Consider the following 25675-nt stretch of genomic DNA (forward strand, 5'->3'; position numbering starts at 1 on the left):
AGAATTCATGATGTGATCGGTAGCACGTTTTAACGTTTAATTGTATGATGAATCCATCTCATCAAGGGCTTTAAACATGAGTAAGTCACTGAATATTATCTGGCAATATATACGCGCTTTTGTATTGATTTATGCCTGTTTGTACGCAGGCATTTTTCTTGCATCACTGCTTCCTATCACTATTCCCGGCAGCATTATCGGGATGTTAATTCTGTTTGTGTTGCTGGCGCTGCAAATTCTGCCGGCAAAATGGGTTAACCCCGGCTGTTATGTGCTGATTCGTTATATGGCGTTGCTGTTTGTGCCAATTGGCGTCGGGGTCATGCAATATTTTGATTTACTGCGCGCGCAATTCGGCCCGGTGGTGGTCTCTTGCGCTATCAGTACGCTGGTCGTTTTTGTGGTCGTAAGCTGGAGTTCACATCTGATACACGGTGAACGTAAAGTGGTTGGGCAGAAGGGAACGAAAAAATGATGACATATATCTGGTGGTCGTTACCGCTGACGCTGGCGGTATTTTTCGCCGCCCGCAGACTGGCGGCGCATTTTAAAATGCCGTTGCTGAATCCGCTGCTGGTGGCAATGGTAGTCATTATTCCTTTTCTGTTGCTGACCGGTATTCCCTACGAGCACTACTTCAAAGGCAGCGAAGTACTTAACGATCTGCTGCAACCGGCGGTGGTGGCGTTGGCCTATCCCCTTTATGAACAATTGCACCAGATTCGCGCGCGTTGGAAATCCATTATTAGCATCTGTTTTGTCGGCAGTCTGGTAGCGATGATTACCGGAACATCCGTTGCCTTGCTGATGGGCGCAACGCCTGAAATCGCGGCATCGGTACTGCCTAAATCCGTGACTACGCCTATCGCGATGGCGGTGGGCGGCAGCATCGGCGGCATCCCCGCGATCAGCGCGGTATGCGTAATTTTTGTCGGTATTCTGGGCGCGGTGTTTGGCCACACGCTGTTAAACGCGATGCACATCCGTACTAAAGCCGCACGCGGGCTGGCAATGGGGACCGCCTCACATGCGCTCGGTACTGCGCGCTGCGCCGAGCTGGATTACCAGGAAGGCGCGTTTAGCTCCCTGGCGCTGGTGATCTGCGGCATTATTACCTCGCTGGTAGCGCCCTTTTTGTTTCCGCTCATTCTAGCGGTAATGCGCTAACGACGGGACAAAAGACCGGGTTAAAATTTGCGATACGTCGCGCATTTTTCATTTAAGTTTCACAAGTTGCATAAGCAATGAGATTTAGATCACATATTAAGACATAGCAGGCCCGTAAACTACGGTTCCATTACATTGTTATGAGGCAACGCCATGCATCCACGTTTTCAAACTGCTTTTGCCCAGCTTGCGGATAATTTGCAATCAGCGCTGGCCCCTATCCTGGCGGACCACCATTTTCCCGCCATGCTGACCGCAGAGCAGGTCTCGACGCTTAAAAATACGGCGGGACTGGACGAAGACGCGCTGGCTTTCGCACTGTTACCTCTGGCGGCGGCCTGCGCCCGTACCGATTTGTCCCATTTCAACGTCGGCGCGATTGCGCGCGGCGTTAGCGGCAACTGGTATTTCGGCGCGAATATGGAGTTCCTGGGCGCCACCATGCAACAAACTGTGCATGCTGAACAAAGCGCGATTAGCCACGCCTGGCTACGCGGCGAAAAAGGGCTCGCCGCCGTCACCGTTAACTACACGCCTTGCGGCCACTGTCGCCAGTTTATGAACGAGCTGAACAGCGGTCTGGATCTGCGCATTCATCTGCCGGGCCGCGCGCCGCATACGTTACGCGATTATCTGCCTGACGCTTTCGGGCCAAAAGATCTGGAGATCAAAACGCTGCTGATGGACGAGCAGGATCATGGCTTTACGTTAACGGGCGATACGCTAACGCAAGCGGCGATTACGGCAGCCAATAAGAGCCATATGCCTTATAGCCACTCGCCGAGCGGCGTGGCGCTGGAATGTAAAGATGGCCGTATTTTCACCGGCAGCTATGCGGAAAACGCCGCCTTTAACCCTACGCTTCCCCCACTGCAAGGCGCGCTAAACCTGCTGAGTCTCAATGGCTATGACTATGCGGATATTCAGCGCGCGATTCTGGCGGAAAAAGGCGATGCGGCATTAATTCAATGGGATGCCACCGCCGCAACGCTGAAAGCGTTAGGTTGCCATAATATTGACCGCGTGCTTCTCGGCTAAGCAAATGTGCCGGATAGCGACGCACTGGCGTCTTATCCGGCCTGACTCTCCTCTCCCGCGACCCGATACAAGGGAAATCATGCTGAAAATCTCCGCAATCAGACGGCGGTTTCTTGCGCTACGTCTTCGGGTACAGTAGCCTGATCGTACTTTCATCCTGGTATCGAGTTTCCTGCATGTTAAAGCGCGTGTTTTACAGCCTGTTGGTCCTGGTAGGCTTGCTGCTGTTGACGGTGCTTGGCCTCGATCGGTGGATGAGCTGGAAAACAGCGCCCTATATCTATGACGAGCTACAGGATCTCCCCTACCGCCAGGTTGGCGTCGTGTTAGGGACAGCCAAATACTATCGCAAGGGTGTCATTAATCAGTACTATCGTTATCGTATCCAGGGCGCGTTAAACGCTTACAATAGCGGTAAAGTCAATTACCTGCTGCTCAGCGGCGACAATGCCCTGCAAAGCTATAACGAACCGATGACCATGCGCAAAGACCTTATCGCGGCGGGCGTCGATCCTGCGGACATTGTGCTTGATTACGCTGGCTTCCGTACGCTTGACTCCATTGTGCGTACCCGCAAAGTGTTTGATACCAACGACTTTATTATCATCACTCAGCGCTTCCACTGCGAACGCGCCTTGTTTATTGCGCTGCATATGGGCATTCAGGCGCAGTGTTACGCGGTACCTTCGCCCAAAAATATGCTGACAGTGCGCCTGCGCGAATTTGGCGCCCGCTTTAGCGCGCTGGCGGATCTCTATATTTTTAAACGCGAACCGCGTTTTTTAGGCCCGCTGGTACCTATTCCCACGCAGCATCAGGTGCCGAATGACGCCCAGGGGTATCCGGCCGTTACGCCGGAACAATTGCTTGAACTGGAAAAGAAAAAAGGGAAATGATCATGGATGTACAGACGATATTTGTCATATTAGCCTTTCTGCTACTCCCGCTTTTTTGCTTCCGTGAGGCCTGGAAAGGCTGGCGAACCGGCGCGGTAGATAAAGTTGTCAAAAATGCGCGAAAACCGGTTTATGTCTATCGCCATGCCGATCCCGTACAATATTGGTCTTATCTTTTTCTTTATACCGGTTGCGGTTTTTTATTTACTGGAATGATTATTTATCTTCTTTTTTATCGTTAATCTATTTATTATCCCTTTAAAATTGAGAATAGTTATTATTATGATATAAGGAACAAATGCTGTTTTGCATTCTGGTTTCATTTTTTTGTGAATTCTTTCACAGAATACCCTTCTTTCAATGCTTAGGCTGGCGGTAGATTTTGGATCATTAAAACGCGTTATTTGCGTTTCGCCTTAATTTATTCAAGCATTAAGGAAGATTATATGCCGCAACAAAATTATCTGGATGAACTCACGCCTGGTTTTACGCCATTACTGGCAATAAAAGAGGCTTCACGTTGTTTATTATGTCACGATGCGCCCTGTAGTCAGGCTTGCCCGGCGCAAACCGATCCGGGGAAATTTATTCGTTCTATTTACTTTCGCAATTTTAAAGGCGCAGCGGAAACTATCCGGGAAAATAATGCGCTTGGAGCCGTCTGCGCCAGAGTCTGTCCGACGGAAAAATTATGCCAGCGCGGATGTACACGTTCCGGAATAGATAAACCTATTGATATTGCACGCCTGCAACGTTTTATTACCGATTTTGAACAGCAGACTGCCATGCAGATTTATCAGCCCGGGAGTAAAACACGCGGGAAAGTCGCGATTATTGGCGCGGGTCCGGCAGGTTTGCAGGCAAGCGTGACGCTCACGCATTTAGGCTATGACGTCACCATTTACGAAAAACAGCCGCAGCCCGGCGGATGGCTGCGTCACGGCATCCCGGCATTTCGTCTGCCGCAAAGCGTACTCGATCAGGAAATTGCCCGCATTGTAGAAATGGGCGTCAATATTAAATGTAATTGTGAGGTGGGCGGGTCGCTATCGCTTGCGCAACTCAAAGCCGAATATCGCGCCGTGCTGATGACCGTCGGGATGTCCTGTGGCTCTGATTTACCGTTATTTGAGCAAGCCAGTCACGTAGAGATTGCCGTTGATTTTTTACAGCGCGCCCGTCAGGCCGACGGCGATATTAGCGTTCCGCATAGCGCATTAATTATTGGCGGCGGCGACGTAGCGATGGATGTCGCCAGTACGTTAAAAATTCTCGGCTGCCCTTCCGTCACCTGCGTGGCGCGGGAAGAATTAGCCGAATTCCCCGCCAGCGAAAAAGAATTTACCAGCACGCAGGCATTAGGCGTATCGATTATTGATGGTTTTACGCCTGTCGCCGTCAGCGGAAATAAAGTGACCTTCCACCATGTACGCCACTCAGGAGAACTGACGCTGGAAGCGGAAAATATTATTTTGGCCGTGGGGCAGCACGCGCGACTGGATACCTTTGCGGAGATAAAAGCGCAGCATAATATTATCGACACGCATAATTATCAAACCGACGACCCGGCGATCTTTGCCGCTGGCGATATTGTTAAAGGTGATAAGACCGTCGTTTATGCGGTAAAAACCGGAAAAGAAGCCGCTCAGGCTATTCATCATTATTTAGAGGAGGCCTGCTCATGTTAACAAAAGATTTGTCTGTTACCTTTTGCGGCGTTAAGTTTCCCAATCCGTTTTGCCTTTCTTCTTCTCCGGTAGGCAATTGTTATGAGATGTGCGCCAAAGCCTATGATACCGGCTGGGGCGGGATCGTTTTTAAAACCATTGGTTTTTTTATTGCCAACGAAGTCTCTCCACGTTTTGATCACCTGACGAAAGAAGATACCGGTTTTATTGGTTTCAAAAACATGGAGCAAATTGCTGAGCATCCGCTGGAAGAGAACCTGGCCGCCATTCGAAGGTTAAAACAGGATTATCCGGATAAGGTGCTGATTGCTTCCATCATGGGAGAAAATGAGCAGCAGTGGCAGGAACTGGCGCGTCTGGTTGAAGAAGCCGGCGCGGATATGATTGAGTGTAACTTCTCTTGCCCGCAGATGACCTCGCACGCCATGGGAAGCGATGTAGGGCAAAGCCCGGAGCTGGTTGAAAAATACTGCCGCGCCGTAAAACGCGGTTCATCTTTGCCAATGCTGGCGAAAATGACGCCGAATATTGGCGATATGTGCGAAGTCGCGCTGGCCGCTAAACGCGGCGGAGCCGACGGTATCGCCACCATCAACACCGTGAAATCCATTACTAACATCGACCTGAACCGCAAAATCGGGATGCCGGTGGTTAACGGTAAATCCAGTATCTCCGGTTATTCAGGAAAAGCGGTGAAACCCATTGCGCTGCGTTTTATCCAGCAGTTGCGAATGCACCCTGAACTGCGCGATTTCCCGATTAGCGGTATCGGCGGCATTGAAACCTGGGAAGACGCTGCCGAATTTCTGCTGCTGGGCGCGGCGACCCTACAGGTGACGACAGGCATTATGCAATACGGTTACCGCATTGTAGAAGATATGGCGAGCGGCCTCAGCCACTATCTGGCCGATCAGGGATTTGCCTCATTACAGGAGATGATCGGGCTGGCGAATGGCAATATTATCCCGGCGGAAGATCTGGATCGCAGCTATATCGTCTATCCGCGGATTAATCAGGAGAAATGCGTCGGCTGCGGACGTTGCTATATCTCCTGCTATGACGGCGGCCATCAGGCGATGGAGTGGGATGAACACAGCCGCACGCCGCATTGCAATACGGAAAAATGCGTCGGTTGTCTGCTGTGCGGTCATGTCTGCCCGGTCGCCTGTATTGATTTAGGCGAGGTCAAATTTAAAAAAGGCGAAAAAGAGCACGCGTTAACGCTGTAGCTCGAGGTATGAAGCCCGGCGCGCAGTTTCGCTGCGCCGGGTTATCTGATAAGCAAAGTAATAGGTCTGGATAACTACTTCTTACGCGCGTATTTCAGCGAGTCCAGCGCCACGGCGAAAATGATAATGCCGCCTTTGATAATGTACTGCCAGTACGGGTTTACCCCGATATAGGTCAGGCCATAGTTGATGACGGTAAAGATAATGACGCCGGTCACCACGCCGAAGACCGTCCCCACTCCGCCGCTAAACGATACGCCCCCGACCACGCACGCGGCAATCGCATCCAGTTCATACATAAAGCCGAGGTTGTTGGTGGCAGAACCAATACGCCCTGCTTCCAGTAAGCCGCCGAAGGCATAAAACACACCGGAGAGCGCATAAATCATCAGCAGGTTCAGCGCCACGTTTACGCCAGAAACTTTCGCCGCTTCCGGGTTGCCGCCAATAGCAAAAATGTTTTTACCAAAGCGGGTCTTATTCCACAGCACCCAGACAAACGCTACCGCAATCAGAGCGTAAAAGGTGATGTATGAGAGCCGGAAACTGCCCATCGCCACAAAGCCCTGCGCAAAGGTGGAAAAGCCGCTGTCAAAGCCGGAAATGGGCGAAGCGCCGACAAAGTCATAGTAAAGAGAGTTGATTCCATAAACGATAATCATCGTGCCAAGCGTGGTAATAAACGGCGTCACATTCAGGTAAGCAATGATGATGCCGTTCACCAGGCCAATCACCGCGCCAATCGCGCAGACAATCAGGATGACCAGCGCAATCGGCATGGTCGCCATTTCCGGAAACACTTTATTGGCGTTTTCCATTGATTGCAGTAATGTTGCCGCCACGACCGCCGCCAGCCCTACCTGACGCCCCGCCGACAGGTCTGTCCCCTGGGTGACGATGAGTCCCGCCACGCCCAGCGCGATAATAATACGTACCGAAGATTGCGTCAGAATATTACTTAAATTCAGCAAACTTAAAAAAGTCGGATCCTGGAAAATAATAATCGCCAGCAGCACTAAAAGAACGACGTAAATTCCGCCCTCTTTCAGCCAGGTCAAAAAGCTTTTCTTGTTTAACGCACTCATAAGGAGCCCCTGATCTTAAAGGTGCAAAGAAGCAAGACGCAAAATTTCGTTTTGCGTTGTTGTTTTAGTATCGACAATGCCGGAAACGAGACCGTTACTCATCACCAGGATACGATCGGTAATCCCTAACAGCTCCGGCATTTCAGAAGAGATAATGATGATCCCCTTGCCTTTTTTCGCCAGTTCCGCAATAAGCTGATAAATTTCAAACTTTGCGCCGACATCAATGCCGCGGGTCGGTTCGTCCAGCATTAATATTTCCGGCTGCGTTAATAGCCAGCGACCAATGATCACCTTTTGCTGATTGCCGCCGGAAAGCGAACCAATTTGCGTGCGATGCCCCGGCGTTTTTACCCGCATGGAATCAATGACCCATTGGGTGTCGCTTTTCATCCGGGAATTATCCAGTAACCCCACTTTATTTTTATAATTACGGATATTCGAAATTAATGAGTTAAATCCGATATCCAGATAGGCGTAAATTCCGGTGGAACGACGCTCTTCCGTCACCAGCGCAAAACCGTGGTTAATCGCTTCGTTCGCAGTGTGATTATTAATTTTCTTGCCATGTAAAGTGATTGTCCCGGACGACTTCTCACGAATACCAAACAGCGTTTCGACGATATCGGTACGCTTTGCCCCAACCAGGCCGGCAATGCCCAGAATTTCGCCCTTGTGCAAATCAAAGGAGACATCGCGAATGGAAGGCTGGCGCAGCGAGGTCAGGTGACGGACCTCCAGAATCACGTCGCCCGGCTTATTTTCTTTATCCGGAAAGCGCTGGTTCAGGGAACGCCCGACCATCATCGCAATGATCTTATCCATATCCAGCCCTTCCAGCGGCTGGGTGGCAATCCACTGACCGTCGCGCAAGATAGTAATTTCATCGCACAATTGAAAAATTTCTTCCATTTTATGCGAGATATAAACAATGCCGCAGCCGCGTTCTTTCAGCTTGCGAATAATGGTGAACAGATGATTAACCTCTTTCTCAGTTAACGATGAGGTCGGTTCATCCATAATAACGATCTTAGCGTTATAGGAAAACGCCTTCGCAATTTCAATCATCTGCATTTGCGAAACGGATAACGTTCCCACGCGCGCGCGCGGGTCAATATCGATATCCAGCTCATCAAATATCGCTTTGGTATCCTGGTACATTTTATCCTGGTCGACAAACATACCTTTGGTGGGATAACGCCCCAGCCACATGTTATCCATGACCGAACGTTGTAATACCAGGTTTAACTCCTGGTGTACCATCGAAATCCCATTCTCCAGCGCTTCTTTCGCCGAATGGAAGTCCACTTCTTTTCCCTGAAATACAATGCTGCCGGAGTCTTTTTGATAAATACCGAAAAGACATTTTAATAATGTTGATTTGCCTGCGCCGTTTTCGCCCATTAATGCATGAATAGAGTGCGGACGAACGTTTAAGTTGACATTATCAAGCGCTTTCACGCCGGGAAATGATTTGTTAATGCCACGCATTTCCAACAAATATTCACCCGACGACGGAGAGATCGTGCTGCCCATAATGATACCCTGTCGGCCTTTTTAATTATGACTATCCGCGCCGGATGGCAAAAGAAATACGTTATCCGGTCTGCGGCACGTCACCCTTCCACGGTTTCAGGGCGCAACAAAATTGCGCCCACAGACGGAAAAGTTATTTTTGGGTAAATTCGCTCAGATTGTCTTTGTCCACGCCGACATAAGGCACGCGCACGATTTTGTTCTCAATCTTCCAGTTGGTGCCGTCAGCCGCGCCCTTGCCTTCGGCGAGGTTTTTCGCCAGATCGAATGTCGCTTTCGCCTGATTGTTGGCGTCATTCAGTACCGTACCGGCCATCGCGCCCGATTTCACCAACGCCAGAGCTTCCGGTAACGCATCGACGCCAAAGACCGGAATCGACGATTTATTATGCGCTTTCAGCGCCTCTACCGCGCCCATCGCCATCGCATCGTTATTCGCGATAACCACTTCAATCTTGTTAGCGTTCGGGCCAGACAGCCAGGCATCCATCTTATCTTTTGCCTGCGCGGTATCCCACATGGCGGTGTCTAACGCCAGTTGCTCGGCCTGAATACCTTTATCATTTAATTCTTTCACCACATACGTCGTACGGGCTTCAGCATCCGGGTGCCCCGGCTCGCCTTTCAGCAGAACATACTGAATTTTACCGTCTTTATTCAGATCCCAACCCTGATTCGCCTGCCAGTGTTTGGCAATCAAGTCGCCCTGAATCACACCGGATTCTTTAGAGTCAGTCCCGACATAATACGCCTTGTCATAGCTGTCCAGCGCTTTGCGGGAAGGCTCTTTGTTAAAGAACACCACCGGCACATTTTGCCCGCGCGCTTTCTCAATCACCGTACCGGCAGCTGCCGGGTCGACCAGGTTAATCGCCAGAGCTTTAACCCCTTTCGCCAATAAAACGTCAATTTGATCATTCTGTTTGGACTGATCGTTTTGCGAGTCATTCATCAGTAGCTGAACATCCGGCGCGGATTTGCCATCTTTTTCAATAGCCTTACGCACCACGGACATAAAGTTATCGTCATATTTATAAATCGTCACGCCAATACGCGTATCAGCCGCGTGCGCGTGCGCGCCGAATAACAGACTTGCCATCACGGCAGAAAGGGTCAGTACCTTCTTATTCATGGTAGCTCCGGTTTTATTATGTAGGGTATAGCGTAAAAAAATGCCCGGCTGTTCAGCACGTTAACGCGTGTTACTGAACGCCGAAGCGTATTTAGAGCCTATCCCACCAGGCGTTATTGGCGCAGCCAGTTTGGACACGGACAGCGCGCAAAAACCGGAGCGTACACGTAGTACGTGAGGTTTGACTCGCTACGCTCACCCTTCGGGCCGCCGCAAGCGGCGTTCAAAACGCTAACGCGTTTTGGCGAGCACTGCCCAGGACCAAAATGGCAAGTAAAATAGCCCTAATGGGATAGGCTCTTATTCAACTCTTTATTTTTGTCCGGTAGTCGCGGGATATTGTGATAACGGTTTTTATAAGCGAAATACCCCAGTAAAACTGACAACTAACTGTTACACATTAGTTACAGTGCGACAAACGTTGTCATCATAACTATCACAATGTTAATAAACTGTGAATTTACTCACAGATTGAAAACGGTTACATGCGGTGCGTAATCAGTTAGTGATCAGTACCGCATTCTGTCGCCACGCCACCGAATGGCGCCGCACCAGGGTCGGCATAAAGCAGTGCGTCGCCGTGATATCCAGCGTGCCTGCGGCCCCCTGTAACGCCAGCTCGGTCGCGATTTTCGCCATAGAAGCAATAGGATAGCGCACGGTAGTCAACTGAGGATCGGTATAACGAGCAATAGGGATATCATCGAAACCGATGACAGACAGATGCAAGGGAATGGCGATGCCGTTATCTTTTAACGCCGTCAGCGCGCCCGCCGCCATGTTATCGTTATAGGCAAATACCGCCGTCAGTTGCAGATTGCGTCCCAGCAACTCAACCATTGCCGACTCGCCGCCCTGCATATCCGGCGTGCCGGTGCCAATCCAGCTCTCCGACGCAGCAACCCCCTGCTCTTGCAGCGCGTGTAACCACCCTTCTCTGCGCATCGCGTCATCTTCAATACGGTGGCTGGAGGCCAGGTAGCCGATGCGTTGATGTCCATTATTCAGCAACATTCGGGTCGCCATTCTGGCGCCGCTCACATTGTCGAGACAGACACAACGATGCGCATAACCCGGCACGATACGGTTAATCAGCACCATACCGGGGATCTGATCCATAAAGTCGCTCAGCTCGCGATCGGTTAAGGCTTTTGAGTGAACAATCAATGCGTTACAACGCTGACGGATCAAGACTTCAATCGCATGGCGCTCTTTTTCCGCCTCATGATAACTGTTGCCAATGAGAACATATTTCTGGTGCTGCTGCGCGACCAGATCTACGGCTTTCACCAGAGCGCCGAAAAAGGCATCGGAAACATCCATGACCACGACACCGATGGTATCGCTCACCTGGGTGGCCAGCGCTTGCGCATTCGCATTTGGCCGATATCCCAGCAGGGTGACGGCCTGCATAACGGCGTCACGGGTGTCGGGACTGACCAACGCGCTGTTATTCAGTACGCGGGAAACGGTCGCTACAGACACGCCAGCCTGGCGCGCTACATCACGAATGGTGATCATATTCACTGCCCTGTTTGAGTTCAAAAATGCTCACAAATGCCCCGTTAGCAGGCGGCTATTTTGTCAGCCCCCTGCCCAGGGCTGCGTGAGAAACATCACAGGGATGGAAACGGTTACAGCCATTTTGTTAATGAATGTGATCCAGATCGTTATCTGAGCGATCCTGACGCGCGCAACGTGAGTTGACGCCATAACCACTCGACCGGTCCCTGTCGCCAGAAACGTAGCCAGATGACGGAAAAGAGAAGGTTTATTGCCCATACCGGAACGACAAAGAACAAGAGTTCCAGTCGATTGAATTTCATAAATAAGCCAAACTGATAAAACAGCGTGGTACAGATGATCGTCTGCAGCAGATAATTGGTCAGCGCCATTCGCCCTACGCAGGCAATGGCAAGCGTCAGTCTGCATCGGCTAAGCTGCGGCCAGAAGCCAAACATCAGCGCGGCATAGCCCAGCGTTTGCAACGGCGCGCTCAGTTCGCGCGGCGCCTGCAATAAGAAGGCGCACCAGCGGTACGCCCAGTCCAGCCGCCATTGTAAAATGACCGCAGGCAGGTTGATCATTAGCCCTAACGCCACCAGCAGAACCCCGGTACGGCGATAGTGCCGCAGACTGTACTGACCTTTCAGCCAGCCGCTACGCATTAGCGCGGCGCCCAGCAGCATCATACCTGCCAGTTGCCAGCCATACTGCGCGCCGAGCGCCAGTAAACTATTCGACAGCATCTCTGCCCGGTTGCTGATAGCCTCCATGCCGCCGTTCAGCTTCCAGTATTTTTCATACAATATTGCCGACGCATCCGGCGTCCAGGCGCGGCTGGTTTCGCTACTCGATACCACGCCCAGCAGCAGTAGCACGCCAATCCCTACCAGATAAAGGAGTATGCCGGTATTGAACAGGCTTTTTACCGAAGGCGCATCGCGTATCAGTCGCCAGCAAATTAACCCGACCAGACCGTAGGCCAGCAGAATGTCGCCGTCCCAAAAGAATAACGCATGGATAAAACCTAACAGTACCAATAGCGTTAAGCGCGACTGAATCCACTGTTTACCACGCGGAAGCAGCATTTGTAGCCCCGCGCCAAACAACAACGCAAACAGCGTAAGAAATTTAGCCTGCGCCACAATATCGAGAATCGCCCAGGACCAGGCGTCTTCGGGAACGATCGCGCCGTACCAGGCGGGATTGAGATAAGCCGCCTTCGGCAATCCAAAGGCGCTAATGTTAAGAAGCAGGATACCGAGGATAGCGACGCCACGTACAAAATCCAGCGTGACATTACGCTCCATCGTCTCCGCCTTAATCATGGATGATGGCGAACGGCACGCAGAAACTCCTGGCGCGTATTCTGGCTGGACTTAAACAATCCGCCCAGCGACGTCGTCGTCGTGGCGCTGGTTGCGTCACGAATACCGCGCGCTTTCACGCAGTAATGCACCGCATCAATCGATACCGCTACATTATTGGTGCCGAGCAAGGTTTGCAGCGCCGTCAGAATTTGTTGGGTCAAACGTTCCTGAACCTGCGGACGCTGGGCGAAGAATTGCACGATGCGGTTAATTTTCGACAGGCCGATCACGGAATCTTTGGGGATATACGCGACGGTCGCTTTGCCATCAATGGTCACGAAGTGATGTTCACAGGTGCTGGTCAGCGTGATATCGCGGACGGTGACCATTTCATCCACCTTCATTTTATTTTCAATGAGGGTAATTTTCGGGAAATTGGCATAGTCGAGGCCAGCGAAAATCTCGTCAACGTACATCTTAGCGATACGATGCGGCGTTTCCATCAGACTGTCATCGCTCAAATCGAGATTCAGCAACTGCATAATCTCAGTCATATGCCCTGCGATAAGGCTTTTTCGCGTTTCATTATCCAGTTCATCCATAGGCGGGCGCAGCGGCGTTTCCAGCCCCCGGGCAACCAGCGCGTCATGAACCAGGGCCGCTTCTTTACTGAGTGATGGCATTAATCGTGTTCTCCTGCAGGTGTGGCGCCTCTGCCCTGCATGGGGCAAAGTTTGTCAATATTGTGACAGTGTGATTATTGTGCGTGAGGTAGCGCACATAATCCAGTATTCACGCCCATAATTGTTGAAATTGTCGCTGCCTTTCATGACATCTTTTCCGGTGCGAGAATGCTGGCAGGACAAAGGGCATATTTGTTAACGCAACGTTATTTAAATGATGAAGCATGTTTATGTATTACGGAAGTGAAAGTTACTCACAACGCGGTGAATAATCTGTATTATGAAGAATCTGCATACCTTATCAGGTTCACTATAAAAGGAGCCCCCGCATGGAAATGCTCGAAGAGCACCGATGTTTTGGCGGCTGGCAGCAGCGCTGGCGTCATCATGCCGCCACGCTAAACTGCGCCATGACATTCAGCATTTTTCTTCCGCCGACTCAGGATAATGAACCGCCTCCGGTACTGTACTGGTTGTCCGGGTTGACCTGCAATGATGAGAACTTTACCACCAAAGCAGGCGCGCAGCGTATCGCAGCAGAACTGGGCATTGTATTGGTGATGCCGGATACCAGTCCACGCGGTGAACAGGTCGCCGACGATAGCGGATACGATTTAGGCCACGGCGCCGGGTTTTATCTCAATGCCACACAGCCGCCCTGGGCCAGCCATTATCGCATGTACGATTACCTGCGCGATGAGCTTCCGGCGCTTATCCAGACACAGTTTAACGTCAGCGACCGTTGCGCCATCAGCGGGCACTCGATGGGCGGCCACGGCGCATTAATCATGGCGCTGAAAAATCCGGGCAAATACACCAGCGTCTCTGCTTTTGCGCCTATCGTCAACCCCAGCCGCGTGCCGTGGGGAATCAAAGCGCTTACCGCTTATCTCGGCGAAGATGAATCAGCCTGGACTGAGTGGGATAGCTGCGAATTAATGCTGGCCAGCCAGCCGCAGGACGCCATTCCTGTGCTCATCGATCAGGGCGACAGCGATCAATTCCTCGCCGATCAGCTTCAGCCCGCCGTACTGGCGGAAGCCGCGCGGCAAACCGCCTGGCCGATGACGCTAAGAATCCAGCCTGGCTACGATCATAGCTATTATTTTATTGCGTCCTTCATCGAGGACCATCTGCGCTTTCATGTCCGGTATTTACGGGACGAGCGTGAGGCGTCACCAACATAATGAATTTTCCAGCGCCGCGCTGTAGTTCACCTCCTCCGACTGCGGCGCGGAAGATTTATTATTTAAATCCGCGGCCTGCTGGCGTACCTGAAGGCGGCCGCTGCCCTCTCCGCCTTCATAACTTTCGTGAAAATTACGCAGCTCGGATTCAAACAGCACCGCATCAAGATTATGCAACTTATCCAGCGCCCGCAGGAGAGAAATTAGCGTATCAAGATTGAGCCCTCCCCCCTTCTCGATACGCTTGATGGTGGCGATGCCAACGTGCGCGCGATCGGCAAGCTGCTGCTGGGTCATCGAAAGAGACAGGCGCGTCTCCTTTAAGCGGGCGCACAACGACAGGATAATCTCGTCGTTATTCATCGTATTGTATTTCACGCTGTTACCCTCTCTTGCGCGGCTGAATTTTCCCCAGCGAACCATGATACGTTTCACGGTTTTTAGCGCTCATGTCTTTACCGGTCTCGTACATCGCAGCAATGATCTCATCGAGCGAGATACAGGGTTCACTTACGCGACTCATCGCCATCGTCGCCGCGTTTATCGCTTTCACGGCAGAGATGGCATTTCTCTCTATGCAGGGAATTTGTACCTGCCCGCCCAGCGGATCGCAGGTCAATCCCAGATGATGTTCCATGGCAATTTCAGCGGCGCTCAGCGTTTGCTCCACGGATGCGCCCATCAGTTCAGCCAGGCCCGCCGCCGCCATTGAGCACGCCACGCCGATTTCCCCCTGACAGCCAACTTCAGATCCCAGAATAGAGGCGTTTTGTTTAAACAATATCGCGATAGCGGCGGCGGTCAGGAAGAAACGGGTCAGAGCACCGGGCTCCAGCGGCGTGACAAATTTATCATACCAGCAGAGCGCTGCCGGAATGATGCCGCACGCGCCATTGGTTGGCGCGGTAACAATCTGTCCGCCGCTGGCATTTTCTTCGCTTACCGCAATCGCGAAGGCATTGACCCAGTTCAGCGCGGTTAAAAAATCGCTGGCGGAGCGGTTAGCCTGTAACGTCTTATGTAACGCACAGGCGCGCCGCGGTACCTGATAGGGACCGGGTAATACCCCCTCAGTATGCAGGCCGCGATAAACCGCCTGCTGCATCACGTCCCATATTTGCGCCAGATAATTCTGCAACGTCTGTGGCGAGTGGCGGCACAGCTCATTTTTCATCATCAGCGCCGCCACGGACAGGCCGTTACGCCGACACAGCGCCAGCAACTGCGCGGCATGACTAAATTCAAAGGGCGACACTGTACGCAAAGGAAGCGATGGCGTCAGCGGCTCGCCATGTTTACGAACCTGCCCGGCGCCGGTAGAAAACCAGGTCTCTTCATACACCGTAAAATAATCATCCCTGGCGCGAAACGTCATGGCATAAGGATGGCCTGGATGCGCCTGGTGATTAGCTATAATCTTGACTTTTATCGTGATTCCGCCCGCGTCAGAGAGCGGGAGTTCGATTTTGTTTTCATTTTCCGCACGCTTAATCACCGCCATATGCGAACGGAGATCGACATTCTCCGGCTGGCAACCCAGCAGCCCAAGATACAGGGCGGTATCCACATTGTGGCACTTGCGGCTTAACGATAACGCGCCATACAGCTCGATTTCAATTTCCCGAATTAGCGGCAACGTCTCTTGTTCTCTGAGCAATGAAGTAAAGTGACAGGCGGCGCGCATCGGCCCTACGGTACGTGAGCTGGATGGACCTATTACTATTTTGAATATATCAAGGCAACTCTCCATCGTTATATCAATCCTTTCAGTCTCATTCGCGTTCAGTAATAAATAACATCCTCGCACAGTTGGCATATCAAAAGTGATACCTTTTGTGTCTGAACTTTACCTGGTATCAAAAACAACGCTTTTTTAGCCCTTTTCTGGCTGTGATATCTGTGATAGCACGAGATTCCACGCCGCAAAAGAGCCATTATAATACCCGTAAATTAAGGGAGTTATCATATGAGCATTATTTATTTTATTACTACACAGGATATCGATACGTTTCAGAAAAAATTACAGGAAACGTTATTTAATGCCGTCACCATGCCGTTTCCGCTATTATTTGATAAACGTTATGCCGCGCTTATCAATACCGCTTATTTAAAGTTTACGCTGCCAGCGGAATGTCTGACGCCTGAATTTTATCGCTATTTACGCGAACTCTCATTGCAATGGCAGTTTGATTTTTTTATTAAGCCGCAGCCACTGCCTGCTAACGGTATTATCGCGTTTGATATGGACTCGACATTTATTGCGGAAGAAGGCGTGGATGAAATTGCCCGCGAGCTTGGCATGTCGACGCAAATCACCGCCATTACCCAACAGGCGATGGAGGGCAAGCTTGATTTTAACGCCAGTTTTACCCGACGTATCGGAATGTTGAAAGGCACGCCGAAAGCAGTGCTGAACGCCGTATGCGATCGCATGACCCTTTCGCCAGGCCTGTTAACTATTCTGCCAGTCATCAAGGCCAAAGAATTTAAAACCGCGATTATCTCCGGGGGACTGGATATATTCACCCAGCGTCTAAAAGAACGGTATCAACTGGATTATGCCTTTTCGAATACGGTTGAAATACGCGATAACGTTCTGACGGATAACATTACCTTGCCGATTATGAATGCCGCAAACAAAAAACAGACGCTGGTTGACCTGGCTGCCCGGTTAAATATTGCCACGGAGAATATTATTGCCTGCGGTGATGGCGCCAACGATCTGCCGATGTTAGAACATGCTGGCACCGGTATTGCCTGGAAAGCGAAGCCGGTTGTACGGGAAAAAATCCACCATCAGATTAATTATCACGGTTTCGAATTGCTTCTTTTTCTTATTGAAGATGAATTATAACGCGACTCACCTCGCCGGAAGGGAATTTTAAAATGAGTATAAAAACATTTATTTTCAGCCAGCCCGATAAGCCGATTGTAAAAGAGAAAAAAGAGATAGACCAGACCTATAAAAAATTTCGTATTGAGATTATCGCCTCAGTCTTTATCTCTTATGCCGTCTTTTATCTTACCCGTAAAAACTTCTCCGCCGCGATGCCGGCCATGCTGACGGAAACGTCGCTGACCGCAGAAGACTTCGCCATTATGTCTTCTATTTTTTACATTCTTTATGGCGCGATGAAGTTTGTCGGCGGGATGCTGGTCGATAAAATTAACCCGAAAGCCATGACCGGCCCGGTGCTGATTGGCGTGGGGATTGTAAATATTCTGTTCGGCTTTTCCGATAGCGTGGCGGCATTCTACGTACTGTACAGCCTCAACGCGATATTACAGGGCACCAGCTTTCCGCCGATGGCGAAAATTATGGCCTCGTGGTTTTCGAAAAACGAACGGGGACGCTGGTGGGCTATCGTTGAAGCGGCGCACAATATCGGCGGCAGCCTCGCGCCGCTGCTGACCAGTTTTGCTATCGCCTTTAGTGGTAGCTGGAAAATGGGGTTTTATGTTCCCGGCGCCATTTCGCTGCTGATGGGGATAGTGGCGCTATTTACCATTAAAGATCGTCCCGGTACGTTAGGTTTGCCCAACGTGGGGCAGTGGCGTAACGACCCGACGGAACTGGCCCAGGTCAAGGCCAGCCCGGTCAACCTGAGCTTCTGGCAGATTTTTGTGAAATATATCCTGACCAATCCACTGGTATGGATCATTATTATCGGTGATATGTCGGTTTATATTGCGCGCACCATCCTTAACGACTGGCCGCAGATTTACTATTCGCAGGTTCACGGCTGGAGCCTGATAAAAGCGAACTCGATTATTTCCTGGTTTGAGGCGGGCGGACTGGCGGGTGGGTTGCTGGCAGGCTACTTGTCTGACTTTATGTTCAAAAGTAACCGCTGGATGACCGGATTAATCTTCGCGTTAGCGCTGTGCATATGCATCGTGCTGGTGCCGCTGGTTCAGGATACCTCTTACACCCTCACCGCGATTCTGTTCACCATCATGGGCTTCGCCTTATACGGACCGCATATGCTTTTTGCCGTCGGCTGTCTGGATGTGACCCATAAGGATGCGGCGGGATCGATTACCGGCTTTCGGGGATTGTTCAGCTATGTCGGCGCGGCAATGGCCGGTGTGCCGGTAATTATGGTGAAAAATAGCTGGGCGTGGTCGGGCGTTTATATCTATGCGTTGATCGCCATTCTGCTAACGACTCTGTCGCTGGCGCTGCTCTCCAGGCTGCATCGGTTATAACATTCTGGCGACAGCGGCAAAACGCGGCTGTCGCCAGTCTCTGTCAGAAACGGTAATCCACCGCCATAAAGTAACGACGTCCGTCTTCGGTATAACCGTAGTCGTCGCGTTTGAGATCTTTATCGCCCACGTTCAGAACGCCCGCACGCAGTTTAACGTTTTTCGTCGCCTGCCATGCCGCGCCGGTATCCCAGACCACGTACCCGCCCGGCGTTTTCGCTGTTGCGCTGTCGGCCCGCTTACGCCCGGTATAATTCCCTGATACGTAGAATGACCAGTCTTCGAGCTGCGCCGGTTTCCAGTCCAGCGTACCGTTCGCGGTGTGGAACGGCAGATCGGAAAGCGGCTTGTTCCCGCCATTACTGACGTCGCGTCCGTCGTTATAGGTGTAATTCAACGACAGTTTCCACGCCTCGTTAAACGGAACTTTCAACTCGGTTTCCACGCCCTGAATACGCGCTTTATTCACGTTGTAATAACGGAAGACCGGAACGCGCTGTCCCCGACTGTTGGTTTCGAAACCGACAAAGTTGGAATAGCCGGGCGCGGCGTTAACGTCAGGGGTACGACTAATGCTGATGCGATTGTCCACATCGTTACGGAACGTGGTAACGCTCGCTTCCACGCCCTCCAGTATGCCTTCTTCGCCCCGGTAATAAAGGCCGAGCTCCCAGCTTTCACTGGTTTCAGGTTTCAGATCCGGGCTACCGACAATGCGGCATCCGCCACGGCAGGAGTTGGTCGCCCAGTCCGGACTTAATTGCAATAGCGACGGCGCTTTAAAGGCCGTGGCCCACCCACCTTTCACCGTCAGGGTATCCGTTGCGTTATAAACCAGATAAGCACGCGGGCTCCAGTGATCGCCATAGGTTTCATGGTCATCCATACGAATACCGGTGGTCAGCGCCAGCGGTTCGAAGATGCGCCACTCATCTTCAAGGAACAGAGCATACTGGCTGGCGGAGGTTTTAGTACTGGAACCGCCGGTCAGGTTCACCGCATCGCTCAGTTTATCGTGACGCCATTCGCCGCCGAAGGTGAGGAACTGGTTGACAGACGCTAACGGCAGAACGTATTTCCCGTCAATCGAATTGCTTTCTGACGTGATAGGGCTACTGTTGCCGGGGTTTTTGTTTTCCACTTTTTCGCCGTAGAATTTGAGCTCACTATTGCCGAGATCCCAACGTCCGTTATGGCTCAACGCATAGTTTTGCCGTTCCAGACGGTTTTTATCCAGCGAGTCGGAGTCCCGGTCCTGGCGATCAAAACCGTAGCCTGCGGTAACGTCATGATTTTCGTTTGGTGTCCAGGCAAACTCGACGTTTCCATCCCGGCTGGTAAATCCTTCAATGCGCGGCGTTTCACCCGTAGCGGTGGTGGCGGAACTCTGCTGCTCGTCTTTTTCGCGTTTCGCCAGGCTACCGTAGGCTTTCATTCCCAGCACGCCGTCGATCAGCGGACCGCTGGTAAAGAACTGACCGTTATAGGTATCGCCACGGTCGCGATGTTCCTGAATAGTGGAGTCAACCGTGACGCTGCCGTGCCATTTCTGACCAATTTTTTTGGTGATAATGTTGACCACGCCGCCCAGCGCATCGGAGCCATACAGCGAGGACATGGGGCCACGCACCACTTCAATACGTTCGATAGCGTCAACCGGTATCCAGTTCAGATCAAAATCATTATGGCGGAAGACCGCGTTACGGGAGTTAACGCGCTTACCGTCGATCAGGATCAGCGTATAGCTGCTGTCCAGACCACGAATACTCACGCCTTTACGGTTATCCCCTTCGTTAGTGAGCTGTACGCCCGGCACCTCTTTCAGGACATCTTTCAGGTTTTGCACGGGCCTGCGCTGTAAATCTTGCTGGGTAATGACGCTGATACTTGCTGGCGCATCTTTCAGATTTTGTTCGATGGCGGACGCGGTAACGACCATAGTTTCACCATCATCCGTTGCCGCGGCAACCGGCCAGGCCAACGTAACTGCGGACATACAAAGCCCTACCCGAACGAAAGGGTTAAACCTAAACATTCCATTTCTCCATGAGGTAAATACGACAAAAAAATCGGTTATCGCTCACAACGCATTACGTTTCGCCTGCGATAACGGTTATCACGGCGAACTCTTTTTATGCAGGCGAGTCGGGCTCATGAGTGACGGTCGCGCCCGAATCTTCATCCTTTCTGATTTCGAGCGTAACGATAAAGCAAACGATAATAATTATCAATTTAATTGTTAATAATTATGTCATTTGAACCAATCATGAAGAAAAAACAAAAAACCCTCTCGAATGAGAGGGTTAGAAGAGTCAGATTCAGGCAGTCAGTGCCGGATAGCGGCATAAAAGCCTATCCGGCCTATGACGAGAATACCGCGTTACTTTTTAACGCGTTCCGGGAAGTGCATTTCGCTATAGCGCACGAAATGCGTACCTTTTATCAGCTTGTAGCCGAACCAGATAAGCAGGAACAGCGGAATACCGATATAGGTCGCCGCGACGCCGCCCCAGTCGATGGTATCTTTCAGGAACGCTTCATAGTTCTGCCCCAACGTAATAATCAGGCACAGTACAAAGGCGAAAATCGGCCCCAGCGGGAAGAACCCGGAACGGTACGGCAAATCATTCACATCATACCCTTGTATCACGTAACCGCGACGGAAGCGATAATGGCTAATGGCAATCCCCAGCCAGGCGATGAAGCCCGTCATACCGGAGGTGTTCAACAGCCACAGATAGACCGTCTGGTTGCCGAACATTGAGGTCAAAAAGCAAAGACCGGCAATCACGGTGGTGGTATAAAGCGCATTGCGCGGTACGCCGCCGCGGGACAATTTCGCAAAAATACGCGGGGCCTTACCGTCACAGGCCAGGGTGTAGAGCATACGGGTCGAGGCATACATCCCGGAGTTACCCGCAGACAGTACCGCCGTCAGGATAACCGCATTCATTATCGCCGCCGCAGACAACAAGCCCGCATGCTGGAACACTAAGGTAAACGGACTGACGCTAATGTCTTTGACGTCGTTACGCAGCAGGTTTGGATCGGTATAAGGAATGATCAGGCTGATAATCAAAATCGCGAAAACATAAAACAGCAGAATACGCCAGAACACCTGACGCACCGCGCGCGGAATATTCTTCTCCGGGTTTTCAGATTCCCCGGCGGCAATACCAATCAGCTCAGTTCCCTGGAAAGAGAAGCCCACGATCATCGCGACGCCAATCATTGCCGCAAAACCGCCAGCAAAAGGCGCATCGCCTGTCGTCCAGTTGCTCCAGCCGACCGGCTCGACACCTTTAAAGATACCGATAATCATCGCTACGCCAACGATGATGAAGATAATAACGGTCGCGACTTTAATTAACGAGAACCAGTACTCCGCCTCGCCAAAACCGCGTACAGAAATGTAGTTCAGCAAGAAAATGACGCAGAGGAATAGCGCGCTCCAGATCCAGCCCGGCGTGTCCGGGAACCACCAGCCCATCACCAATTGCGCGGCAACCAGGTCAACAGCGATAGTCACCGCCCAGTTGTACCAGTAGTTCCAGCCCAGCGCGAAACCAAAGCCTTCTTCCACATAGTTCTGACCATATGTCGCAAACGAGCCAGATACCGGCATATAGGCCGCCAGCTCGCCAAGACTGGTCATCAGGAAGTAGACCATCAAACCAATCAGAATATAAGAAAACAGCGCGCCGCCTGGCCCCGCCTGAGAAATTGTCGCACCAGATGCAACGAAAAGACCTGTCCCGATGGAGCCGCCAATGGCAATCATCGTCAGGTGACGCGCCTTTAATTCGCGACGTAGCGCGGGCGCTTCTGTGGTTTTAGTTTTGGAACCCATGTGAAAATGCTATCCATCCAAAAAATGAGGCGCGATTGTAACAGACGAAATACTATCCTTCCGACACAAATGCGCGGTTATAAGAGACCTTCATGACCGGCCACGGATTATAAGTAAAGCAGAGAATAACGTATACGTAAGCGGATACTAAAAATGGCGATGCCGCCCGGGCAGCCCTCCTCTTCACCTTTATTCACAGTAACTCAAAAAACGCTGCAACGCGTTAGAAAGATGTTTCTGCCGATGATGAACACGCCACAACGTGCGCACCAGGCGCGGTAACGGCACCGCGACTTCGCCCAGGGTTCCCGCCTGGAGTTGTTCAGCAATCACCCGGCGCGATAAACAGCTTATCCCCAGTCCATGACGCACCGCATGTTTGATCGCTTCTGAATTCCCCAACTCCATCGCCATATGAAAGCGCGGCAAATGCGACAACAGCAAATAATCGACAATTTCCCGCGTACCGGAACCGCGCTCGCGTAAAATCCATGGGGATGTCGCAAGCTGTTCCAGCGTCACCGGCCCCTGCGTCAGCGGCGAGGACGGCGCGGCAAAGACCACCAGCTCATCTTCCAGCCACGGCTCAGAAATAATCTCTGTACTGTGACATGGTCCTTCAATCAGGCCGATATCAACCCGAAAATCCAGCACCGCGTTAATCACGTCCTGGCTGTTTCCCACGCTGAGTTCCAGCGGCAAGGCCGGATAATGCTGGCGATAGCGGGCAATCATGGCGGGTAAAATGTAATTGCCGATGGTGCTACTGGCATAAACCCGTATCGCGCCGTTATCTTCACGAAATAGCTGCTCAATTTCTACCGCTTGCTCCAGCAATGCCAGCGCGCGCGGGTATAACAAGCGCCCATGTTCGTTGACCACCAGCCGTTTCCCCACCCGATCAAACAACTGTACGCCGAGCTGACCTTCCAGATCGGTGAGCGCGGCGCTAACGGCGGACTGCGATAATGACAGCATGACCGACGCCTGGGTTGTTGAACCGCTTTTCAGTACTTCAGCAAACACTTCAAGTTGTCGTAGCGTAATATGCATAGTCGTATCCCACCGATAGCGTTTCACTTACCACTTATAAAGATTAATTATAAATATATAATCAATTTTATTTTTAAACCAGATCACCGTAACCTTATTGTCCATATACAGGAGAAGGTTATGACAGAACTCACCTTGCAGAATCATCGTCGTACAATGTGGCATTTTATACCGGGGCTCGCTCTGAGCGCCGTCATTACAGGAGTCGCCCTGTGGGGCGGCGCTATCCCTGCCGTTGCAGGCGCGGGGTTCAGCGCCCTGACCCTGGCTATCCTGCTGGGTATGGTTATCGGGAATACCGTCTATCCACAAATATGGAAACAATGCGACGGCGGCGTGCTGTTTGCAAAACAACATCTGCTGCGTTTAGGGATTATCCTTTACGGCTTCCGCCTTACCTTTTCACAAATCGCCGACGTGGGCATTAGCGGCATTGTGATTGACGTATTAACGCTTTCCAGCACGTTCATGCTGGCCTGCTTCTTAGGCCAAAAAGTCTTTGGTCTGGACAGGCACACCAGCTGGCTGATTGGCGCCGGTAGCAGTATCTGCGGCGCGGCGGCGGTACTGGCGACAGAACCGGTGGTAAAAGCGGAAGCCAGTAAGGTTACTGTAGCCGTCGCGACTGTCGTTATTTTCGGCACCATCGCTATTTTCCTTTACCCGGCAATGTATCCGCTGCTGGCGCACTGGTTCAGCCCGGAAACTTACGGCATCTATATCGGCTCAACCATGCATGAAGTCGCGCAAGTGGTCGCAGCGGGTCATGCCGTTAGCCCGGATGCGGAAAATGCGGCAGTTATCGCTAAGATGCTGCGTGTCATGATGCTGGCGCCGTTCCTGATCATTCTGGCGGCGCGCGTTAAACAGCTTTCACCGGCGACCGGCGCGGAAAAAAGCAAAATTACCATTCCGTGGTTTGCTATTTTCTTCATCGTAGTGGCGATCTTCAACTCTTTCCACCTGCTGCCGAAAGCCGTGGTGGATATGCTGGTGACGCTGGACACGGTACTGCTGGCGATGGCAATGGCGGCGTTGGGTCTGACCACTCACGTTAGCGCATTGAAAAAAGCGGGGGCGAAACCGCTGCTGATGGCGCTGGCATTATTCGCCTGGCTGATTATTGGCGGTGGCGCCATTAACGTCCTAATCCATAGCCTTATCGCATAAATTATTACGTTTCACGCCTGTTAACCCGTTATCATAGCGTTCGTAATGAACCGTTAGCGGGTTTAACAGGAGTCTTTTATGAAATACATCGGAGCGCACGTCAGCGCTGCTGGCGGTCTGGCTAACGCCCCTGCCCGCGCGGCTGAAATTGGCGCAACGGCCTTTGCGCTTTTCACAAAAAACCAGCGTCAGTGGCGTGCCGCCCCCCTTACTCCCCAGGTCATTGATGACTTTAAAATCGCCTGTGAAAAGTATCATTTTTCAGCGGCGCAAATCCTTCCCCACGATAGTTACCTGATTAATCTGGGCCATCCGGTCAGTGAAGCGCTGGAAAAATCACGCGATGCCTTTCTCGATGAAATGCAACGCTGTGAACAACTCGGCTTAACCTTGCTTAATTTTCATCCCGGTAGCCATCTGATGCAGATTGCACAGGAGGATTGCCTGGCGCGGATCGCGGAATCCATCAATATTGCCCTCGCGCAGACCGAGGGCGTTACGGCAGTTATCGAAAATACAGCCGGTCAGGGCAGTAATCTGGGGTTTGAGTTTGAACAGTTAGCCGCCATCATCGACGGCGTGGAAGATAAGTCGCGCGTTGGCGTCTGTATCGATACCTGCCATGCCTTTGCCGCCGGATACGATCTGCGTACGCCAGAGGCGTGCGAAAAAACGTTCACCGAATTCGGGAAAATTGTCGGATTTCAGTATTTGCGCGGAATGCACCTGAACGACGCCAAAAGCGCCTTCGGTAGCCGCGTTGACCGCCATCACAGTCTGGGTGAAGGCAATATCGGCCACGATGCGTTTCGTTGGATTATGCAGGATGGGCGTTTTGACGGTATTCCGCTGATACTGGAGACCATCAATCCTGATATCTGGGCGGAAGAGATTGCGTGGTTAAAAGCCCAGCAAATTGCCGAAGCGATGGCCTGACGC

At 51.6% G+C, this 25675-nt stretch carries 23 protein-coding genes; 12 read left to right on the forward strand and 11 right to left on the reverse strand.

The genetic code is table 11. From position 1 onward, the window contains the following. Nucleotides 1-76 precede the first annotated feature (76 nt). The 7 genes from NA197_RS04110 (at nucleotide 77) to preA (ending at nucleotide 6018) form a co-directional block, all read left to right on the forward strand. A complete protein-coding gene (locus NA197_RS04110; protein WP_000045719.1) occupies nucleotides 77-475 on the forward strand; it encodes a CidA/LrgA family protein in 399 nt (132 codons plus the stop codon). Next, nucleotides 472-1167, forward strand: coding sequence for a CidB/LrgB family autolysis modulator (locus tag NA197_RS04115; RefSeq protein ID WP_000989296.1), 696 nt, complete (start codon nucleotides 472-474; stop codon nucleotides 1165-1167). The genes NA197_RS04110 and NA197_RS04115 overlap by 4 nt, the downstream gene beginning before the upstream one ends. Before the next feature lie 153 nt (nucleotides 1168-1320). Beyond that, nucleotides 1321-2205, forward strand: coding sequence for a cytidine deaminase (gene cdd, locus NA197_RS04120; protein ID WP_000553526.1), 885 nt, complete (start codon nucleotides 1321-1323; stop codon nucleotides 2203-2205). Between the two features lie 176 nt (nucleotides 2206-2381). Then, on the forward strand, nucleotides 2382-3101 hold the full coding sequence (sanA, locus tag NA197_RS04125; protein ID WP_000920081.1) for an outer membrane permeability protein SanA: 720 nt from the start codon (nucleotides 2382-2384) through the stop codon (nucleotides 3099-3101). Further along, on the forward strand, nucleotides 3098-3343 hold the full coding sequence (locus NA197_RS04130; protein WP_000605187.1) for a DUF2542 family protein: 246 nt from the start codon (nucleotides 3098-3100) through the stop codon (nucleotides 3341-3343). The genes sanA and NA197_RS04130 overlap by 4 nt, the downstream gene beginning before the upstream one ends. A 204-nt stretch (nucleotides 3344-3547) precedes the next feature. Next, nucleotides 3548-4789, forward strand: a complete 1242-nt coding sequence (locus NA197_RS04135) for an NAD(P)-dependent oxidoreductase (RefSeq protein ID WP_064042968.1) — start codon at nucleotides 3548-3550, stop codon at nucleotides 4787-4789. Continuing rightward, nucleotides 4783-6018: an NAD-dependent dihydropyrimidine dehydrogenase subunit PreA gene (gene preA / locus NA197_RS04140; RefSeq protein ID WP_000956095.1), complete on the forward strand. Its 1236-nt coding sequence runs from the start codon at nucleotides 4783-4785 to the stop codon at nucleotides 6016-6018. Before NA197_RS04135 ends, preA begins: the two co-directional genes overlap by 7 nt. A 74-nt stretch (nucleotides 6019-6092) precedes the next feature. On the opposite strand, the gene mglC is transcribed toward preA, so the two are convergent. From mglC to folE, 6 genes are all read right to left on the reverse strand, one after another. After that, on the reverse strand, nucleotides 6093-7103 hold the full coding sequence (gene mglC, locus NA197_RS04145) for a galactose/methyl galactoside ABC transporter permease MglC (RefSeq protein ID WP_001275101.1): 1011 nt from the start codon (nucleotides 7101-7103) through the stop codon (nucleotides 6093-6095). 15 nt (nucleotides 7104-7118) lie between these two features. Next, nucleotides 7119-8639 carry a galactose/methyl galactoside ABC transporter ATP-binding protein MglA gene (gene mglA / locus NA197_RS04150; RefSeq protein WP_000535913.1) on the reverse strand — a complete coding sequence of 507 codons (1521 nt, stop codon included), beginning with the start codon at nucleotides 8637-8639 and terminating at the stop codon, nucleotides 7119-7121. Between the two features lie 133 nt (nucleotides 8640-8772). Beyond that, nucleotides 8773-9771: a galactose/glucose ABC transporter substrate-binding protein MglB gene (gene mglB, locus NA197_RS04155; protein WP_064042969.1), complete on the reverse strand. Its 999-nt coding sequence runs from the start codon at nucleotides 9769-9771 to the stop codon at nucleotides 8773-8775. Between the two features lie 498 nt (nucleotides 9772-10269). Beyond that, nucleotides 10270-11292, reverse strand: a complete 1023-nt coding sequence (gene galS, locus NA197_RS04160) for an HTH-type transcriptional regulator GalS (RefSeq protein WP_000628634.1) — start codon at nucleotides 11290-11292, stop codon at nucleotides 10270-10272. Nucleotides 11293-11441: 149 nt separating this feature from the next. Beyond that, nucleotides 11442-12584: a DUF418 domain-containing protein YeiB gene (gene yeiB, locus NA197_RS04165; protein ID WP_023224104.1), complete on the reverse strand. Its 1143-nt coding sequence runs from the start codon at nucleotides 12582-12584 to the stop codon at nucleotides 11442-11444. Between the two features lie 14 nt (nucleotides 12585-12598). Next, a complete protein-coding gene (folE, locus tag NA197_RS04170; RefSeq protein WP_001139611.1) occupies nucleotides 12599-13267 on the reverse strand; it encodes a GTP cyclohydrolase I FolE in 669 nt (222 codons plus the stop codon). A gap of 329 nt (nucleotides 13268-13596) precedes the next feature. On the opposite strand from folE, the gene fghA reads away from it, so the two are divergent. After that, on the forward strand, nucleotides 13597-14454 hold the full coding sequence (gene fghA, locus NA197_RS04175; RefSeq protein WP_064043422.1) for an S-formylglutathione hydrolase: 858 nt from the start codon (nucleotides 13597-13599) through the stop codon (nucleotides 14452-14454). On the opposite strand, the gene NA197_RS04180 is transcribed toward fghA, so the two are convergent. Next, complete coding sequence (locus tag NA197_RS04180; protein WP_000876817.1) at nucleotides 14443-14832, reverse strand: helix-turn-helix domain-containing protein; 390 nt, start codon at nucleotides 14830-14832, stop codon at nucleotides 14443-14445. The two genes, fghA and NA197_RS04180, sit on opposite strands and share 12 nt — an antisense overlap. Before the next feature lie 4 nt (nucleotides 14833-14836). Next, nucleotides 14837-16204, reverse strand: a complete 1368-nt coding sequence (locus NA197_RS04185; protein WP_064043423.1) for an L-serine ammonia-lyase — start codon at nucleotides 16202-16204, stop codon at nucleotides 14837-14839. A gap of 216 nt (nucleotides 16205-16420) precedes the next feature. On the opposite strand from NA197_RS04185, the gene serB reads away from it, so the two are divergent. Beyond that, nucleotides 16421-17308, forward strand: coding sequence for a phosphoserine phosphatase SerB (serB, locus tag NA197_RS04190; protein WP_064043424.1), 888 nt, complete (start codon nucleotides 16421-16423; stop codon nucleotides 17306-17308). A 32-nt stretch (nucleotides 17309-17340) separates the two neighbouring features. Then, nucleotides 17341-18663, forward strand: coding sequence for an MFS transporter (locus tag NA197_RS04195; RefSeq protein ID WP_000023813.1), 1323 nt, complete (start codon nucleotides 17341-17343; stop codon nucleotides 18661-18663). A 43-nt stretch (nucleotides 18664-18706) separates the two neighbouring features. Here NA197_RS04195 and cirA read toward each other — a convergent pair whose 3' ends face one another. The 3 genes from cirA to yieE all read right to left on the reverse strand — a co-directional run bounded on the left by cirA (nucleotide 18707) and on the right by yieE (nucleotide 23566). Then, on the reverse strand, nucleotides 18707-20698 hold the full coding sequence (gene cirA / locus NA197_RS04200) for a catecholate siderophore receptor CirA (RefSeq protein ID WP_000488254.1): 1992 nt from the start codon (nucleotides 20696-20698) through the stop codon (nucleotides 18707-18709). A 345-nt stretch (nucleotides 20699-21043) separates the two neighbouring features. Next, nucleotides 21044-22513 carry a lysine-specific permease gene (gene lysP / locus NA197_RS04205; RefSeq protein ID WP_371062127.1) on the reverse strand — a complete coding sequence of 490 codons (1470 nt, stop codon included), beginning with the start codon at nucleotides 22511-22513 and terminating at the stop codon, nucleotides 21044-21046. Nucleotides 22514-22702: 189 nt separating this feature from the next. Next, nucleotides 22703-23566, reverse strand: coding sequence for a DNA-binding transcriptional regulator YeiE (yieE, locus tag NA197_RS04210; RefSeq protein WP_021000521.1), 864 nt, complete (start codon nucleotides 23564-23566; stop codon nucleotides 22703-22705). Between the two features lie 120 nt (nucleotides 23567-23686). On the opposite strand from yieE, the gene NA197_RS04215 reads away from it, so the two are divergent. Further along, nucleotides 23687-24736, forward strand: coding sequence for a YeiH family protein (locus NA197_RS04215; protein ID WP_000137966.1), 1050 nt, complete (start codon nucleotides 23687-23689; stop codon nucleotides 24734-24736). Nucleotides 24737-24814: 78 nt separating this feature from the next. Continuing rightward, nucleotides 24815-25672 (forward strand): deoxyribonuclease IV, encoded by an 858-nt coding sequence (gene nfo, locus NA197_RS04220; RefSeq protein ID WP_000873916.1) that lies wholly within the window; start codon nucleotides 24815-24817, stop codon nucleotides 25670-25672. Nucleotides 25673-25675 lie beyond the last annotated feature (3 nt).

It is taken from the genome of Salmonella sp. NW884, assembly GCF_051700745.1.
Classification (GTDB): domain Bacteria; phylum Pseudomonadota; class Gammaproteobacteria; order Enterobacterales; family Enterobacteriaceae; genus Salmonella; species Salmonella enterica.

Excerpts from the sequence above, each read along its gene's own strand:
- NA197_RS04215 (WP_000137966.1), top strand. The coding sequence starts at position 23,687 with ATGACAGAACTCACCTTGCAGAATCATCGTCGTACAATGTGGCATTTT.
- NA197_RS04135 (WP_064042968.1), top strand. The coding sequence starts at position 3,548 with ATGCCGCAACAAAATTATCTGGATGAACTCACGCCTGGTTTTACGCCA.
- lysP (WP_371062127.1), bottom strand. The coding sequence starts at position 22,513 with ATGGGTTCCAAAACTAAAACCACAGAAGCGCCCGCGCTACGTCGCGAA.
- nfo (WP_000873916.1), top strand. The coding sequence starts at position 24,815 with ATGAAATACATCGGAGCGCACGTCAGCGCTGCTGGCGGTCTGGCTAAC.
- NA197_RS04185 (WP_064043423.1), bottom strand. The coding sequence starts at position 16,204 with ATGGAGAGTTGCCTTGATATATTCAAAATAGTAATAGGTCCATCCAGC.
- preA (WP_000956095.1), top strand. The coding sequence starts at position 4,783 with ATGTTAACAAAAGATTTGTCTGTTACCTTTTGCGGCGTTAAGTTTCCC.
- folE (WP_001139611.1), bottom strand. The coding sequence starts at position 13,267 with ATGCCATCACTCAGTAAAGAAGCGGCCCTGGTTCATGACGCGCTGGTT.
- yeiB (WP_023224104.1), bottom strand. The coding sequence starts at position 12,584 with ATGGAGCGTAATGTCACGCTGGATTTTGTACGTGGCGTCGCTATCCTC.
- mglC (WP_001275101.1), bottom strand. The coding sequence starts at position 7,103 with ATGAGTGCGTTAAACAAGAAAAGCTTTTTGACCTGGCTGAAAGAGGGC.
- yieE (WP_021000521.1), bottom strand. The coding sequence starts at position 23,566 with ATGCATATTACGCTACGACAACTTGAAGTGTTTGCTGAAGTACTGAAA.
- sanA (WP_000920081.1), top strand. The coding sequence starts at position 2,382 with ATGTTAAAGCGCGTGTTTTACAGCCTGTTGGTCCTGGTAGGCTTGCTG.
- NA197_RS04195 (WP_000023813.1), top strand. The coding sequence starts at position 17,341 with ATGAGTATAAAAACATTTATTTTCAGCCAGCCCGATAAGCCGATTGTA.
- serB (WP_064043424.1), top strand. The coding sequence starts at position 16,421 with ATGAGCATTATTTATTTTATTACTACACAGGATATCGATACGTTTCAG.
- NA197_RS04110 (WP_000045719.1), top strand. The coding sequence starts at position 77 with ATGAGTAAGTCACTGAATATTATCTGGCAATATATACGCGCTTTTGTA.
- galS (WP_000628634.1), bottom strand. The coding sequence starts at position 11,292 with ATGATCACCATTCGTGATGTAGCGCGCCAGGCTGGCGTGTCTGTAGCG.
- mglA (WP_000535913.1), bottom strand. The coding sequence starts at position 8,639 with ATGGGCAGCACGATCTCTCCGTCGTCGGGTGAATATTTGTTGGAAATG.
- NA197_RS04115 (WP_000989296.1), top strand. The coding sequence starts at position 472 with ATGATGACATATATCTGGTGGTCGTTACCGCTGACGCTGGCGGTATTT.
- NA197_RS04130 (WP_000605187.1), top strand. The coding sequence starts at position 3,098 with ATGATCATGGATGTACAGACGATATTTGTCATATTAGCCTTTCTGCTA.
- cdd (WP_000553526.1), top strand. The coding sequence starts at position 1,321 with ATGCATCCACGTTTTCAAACTGCTTTTGCCCAGCTTGCGGATAATTTG.
- cirA (WP_000488254.1), bottom strand. The coding sequence starts at position 20,698 with ATGTTTAGGTTTAACCCTTTCGTTCGGGTAGGGCTTTGTATGTCCGCA.
- fghA (WP_064043422.1), top strand. The coding sequence starts at position 13,597 with ATGGAAATGCTCGAAGAGCACCGATGTTTTGGCGGCTGGCAGCAGCGC.
- mglB (WP_064042969.1), bottom strand. The coding sequence starts at position 9,771 with ATGAATAAGAAGGTACTGACCCTTTCTGCCGTGATGGCAAGTCTGTTA.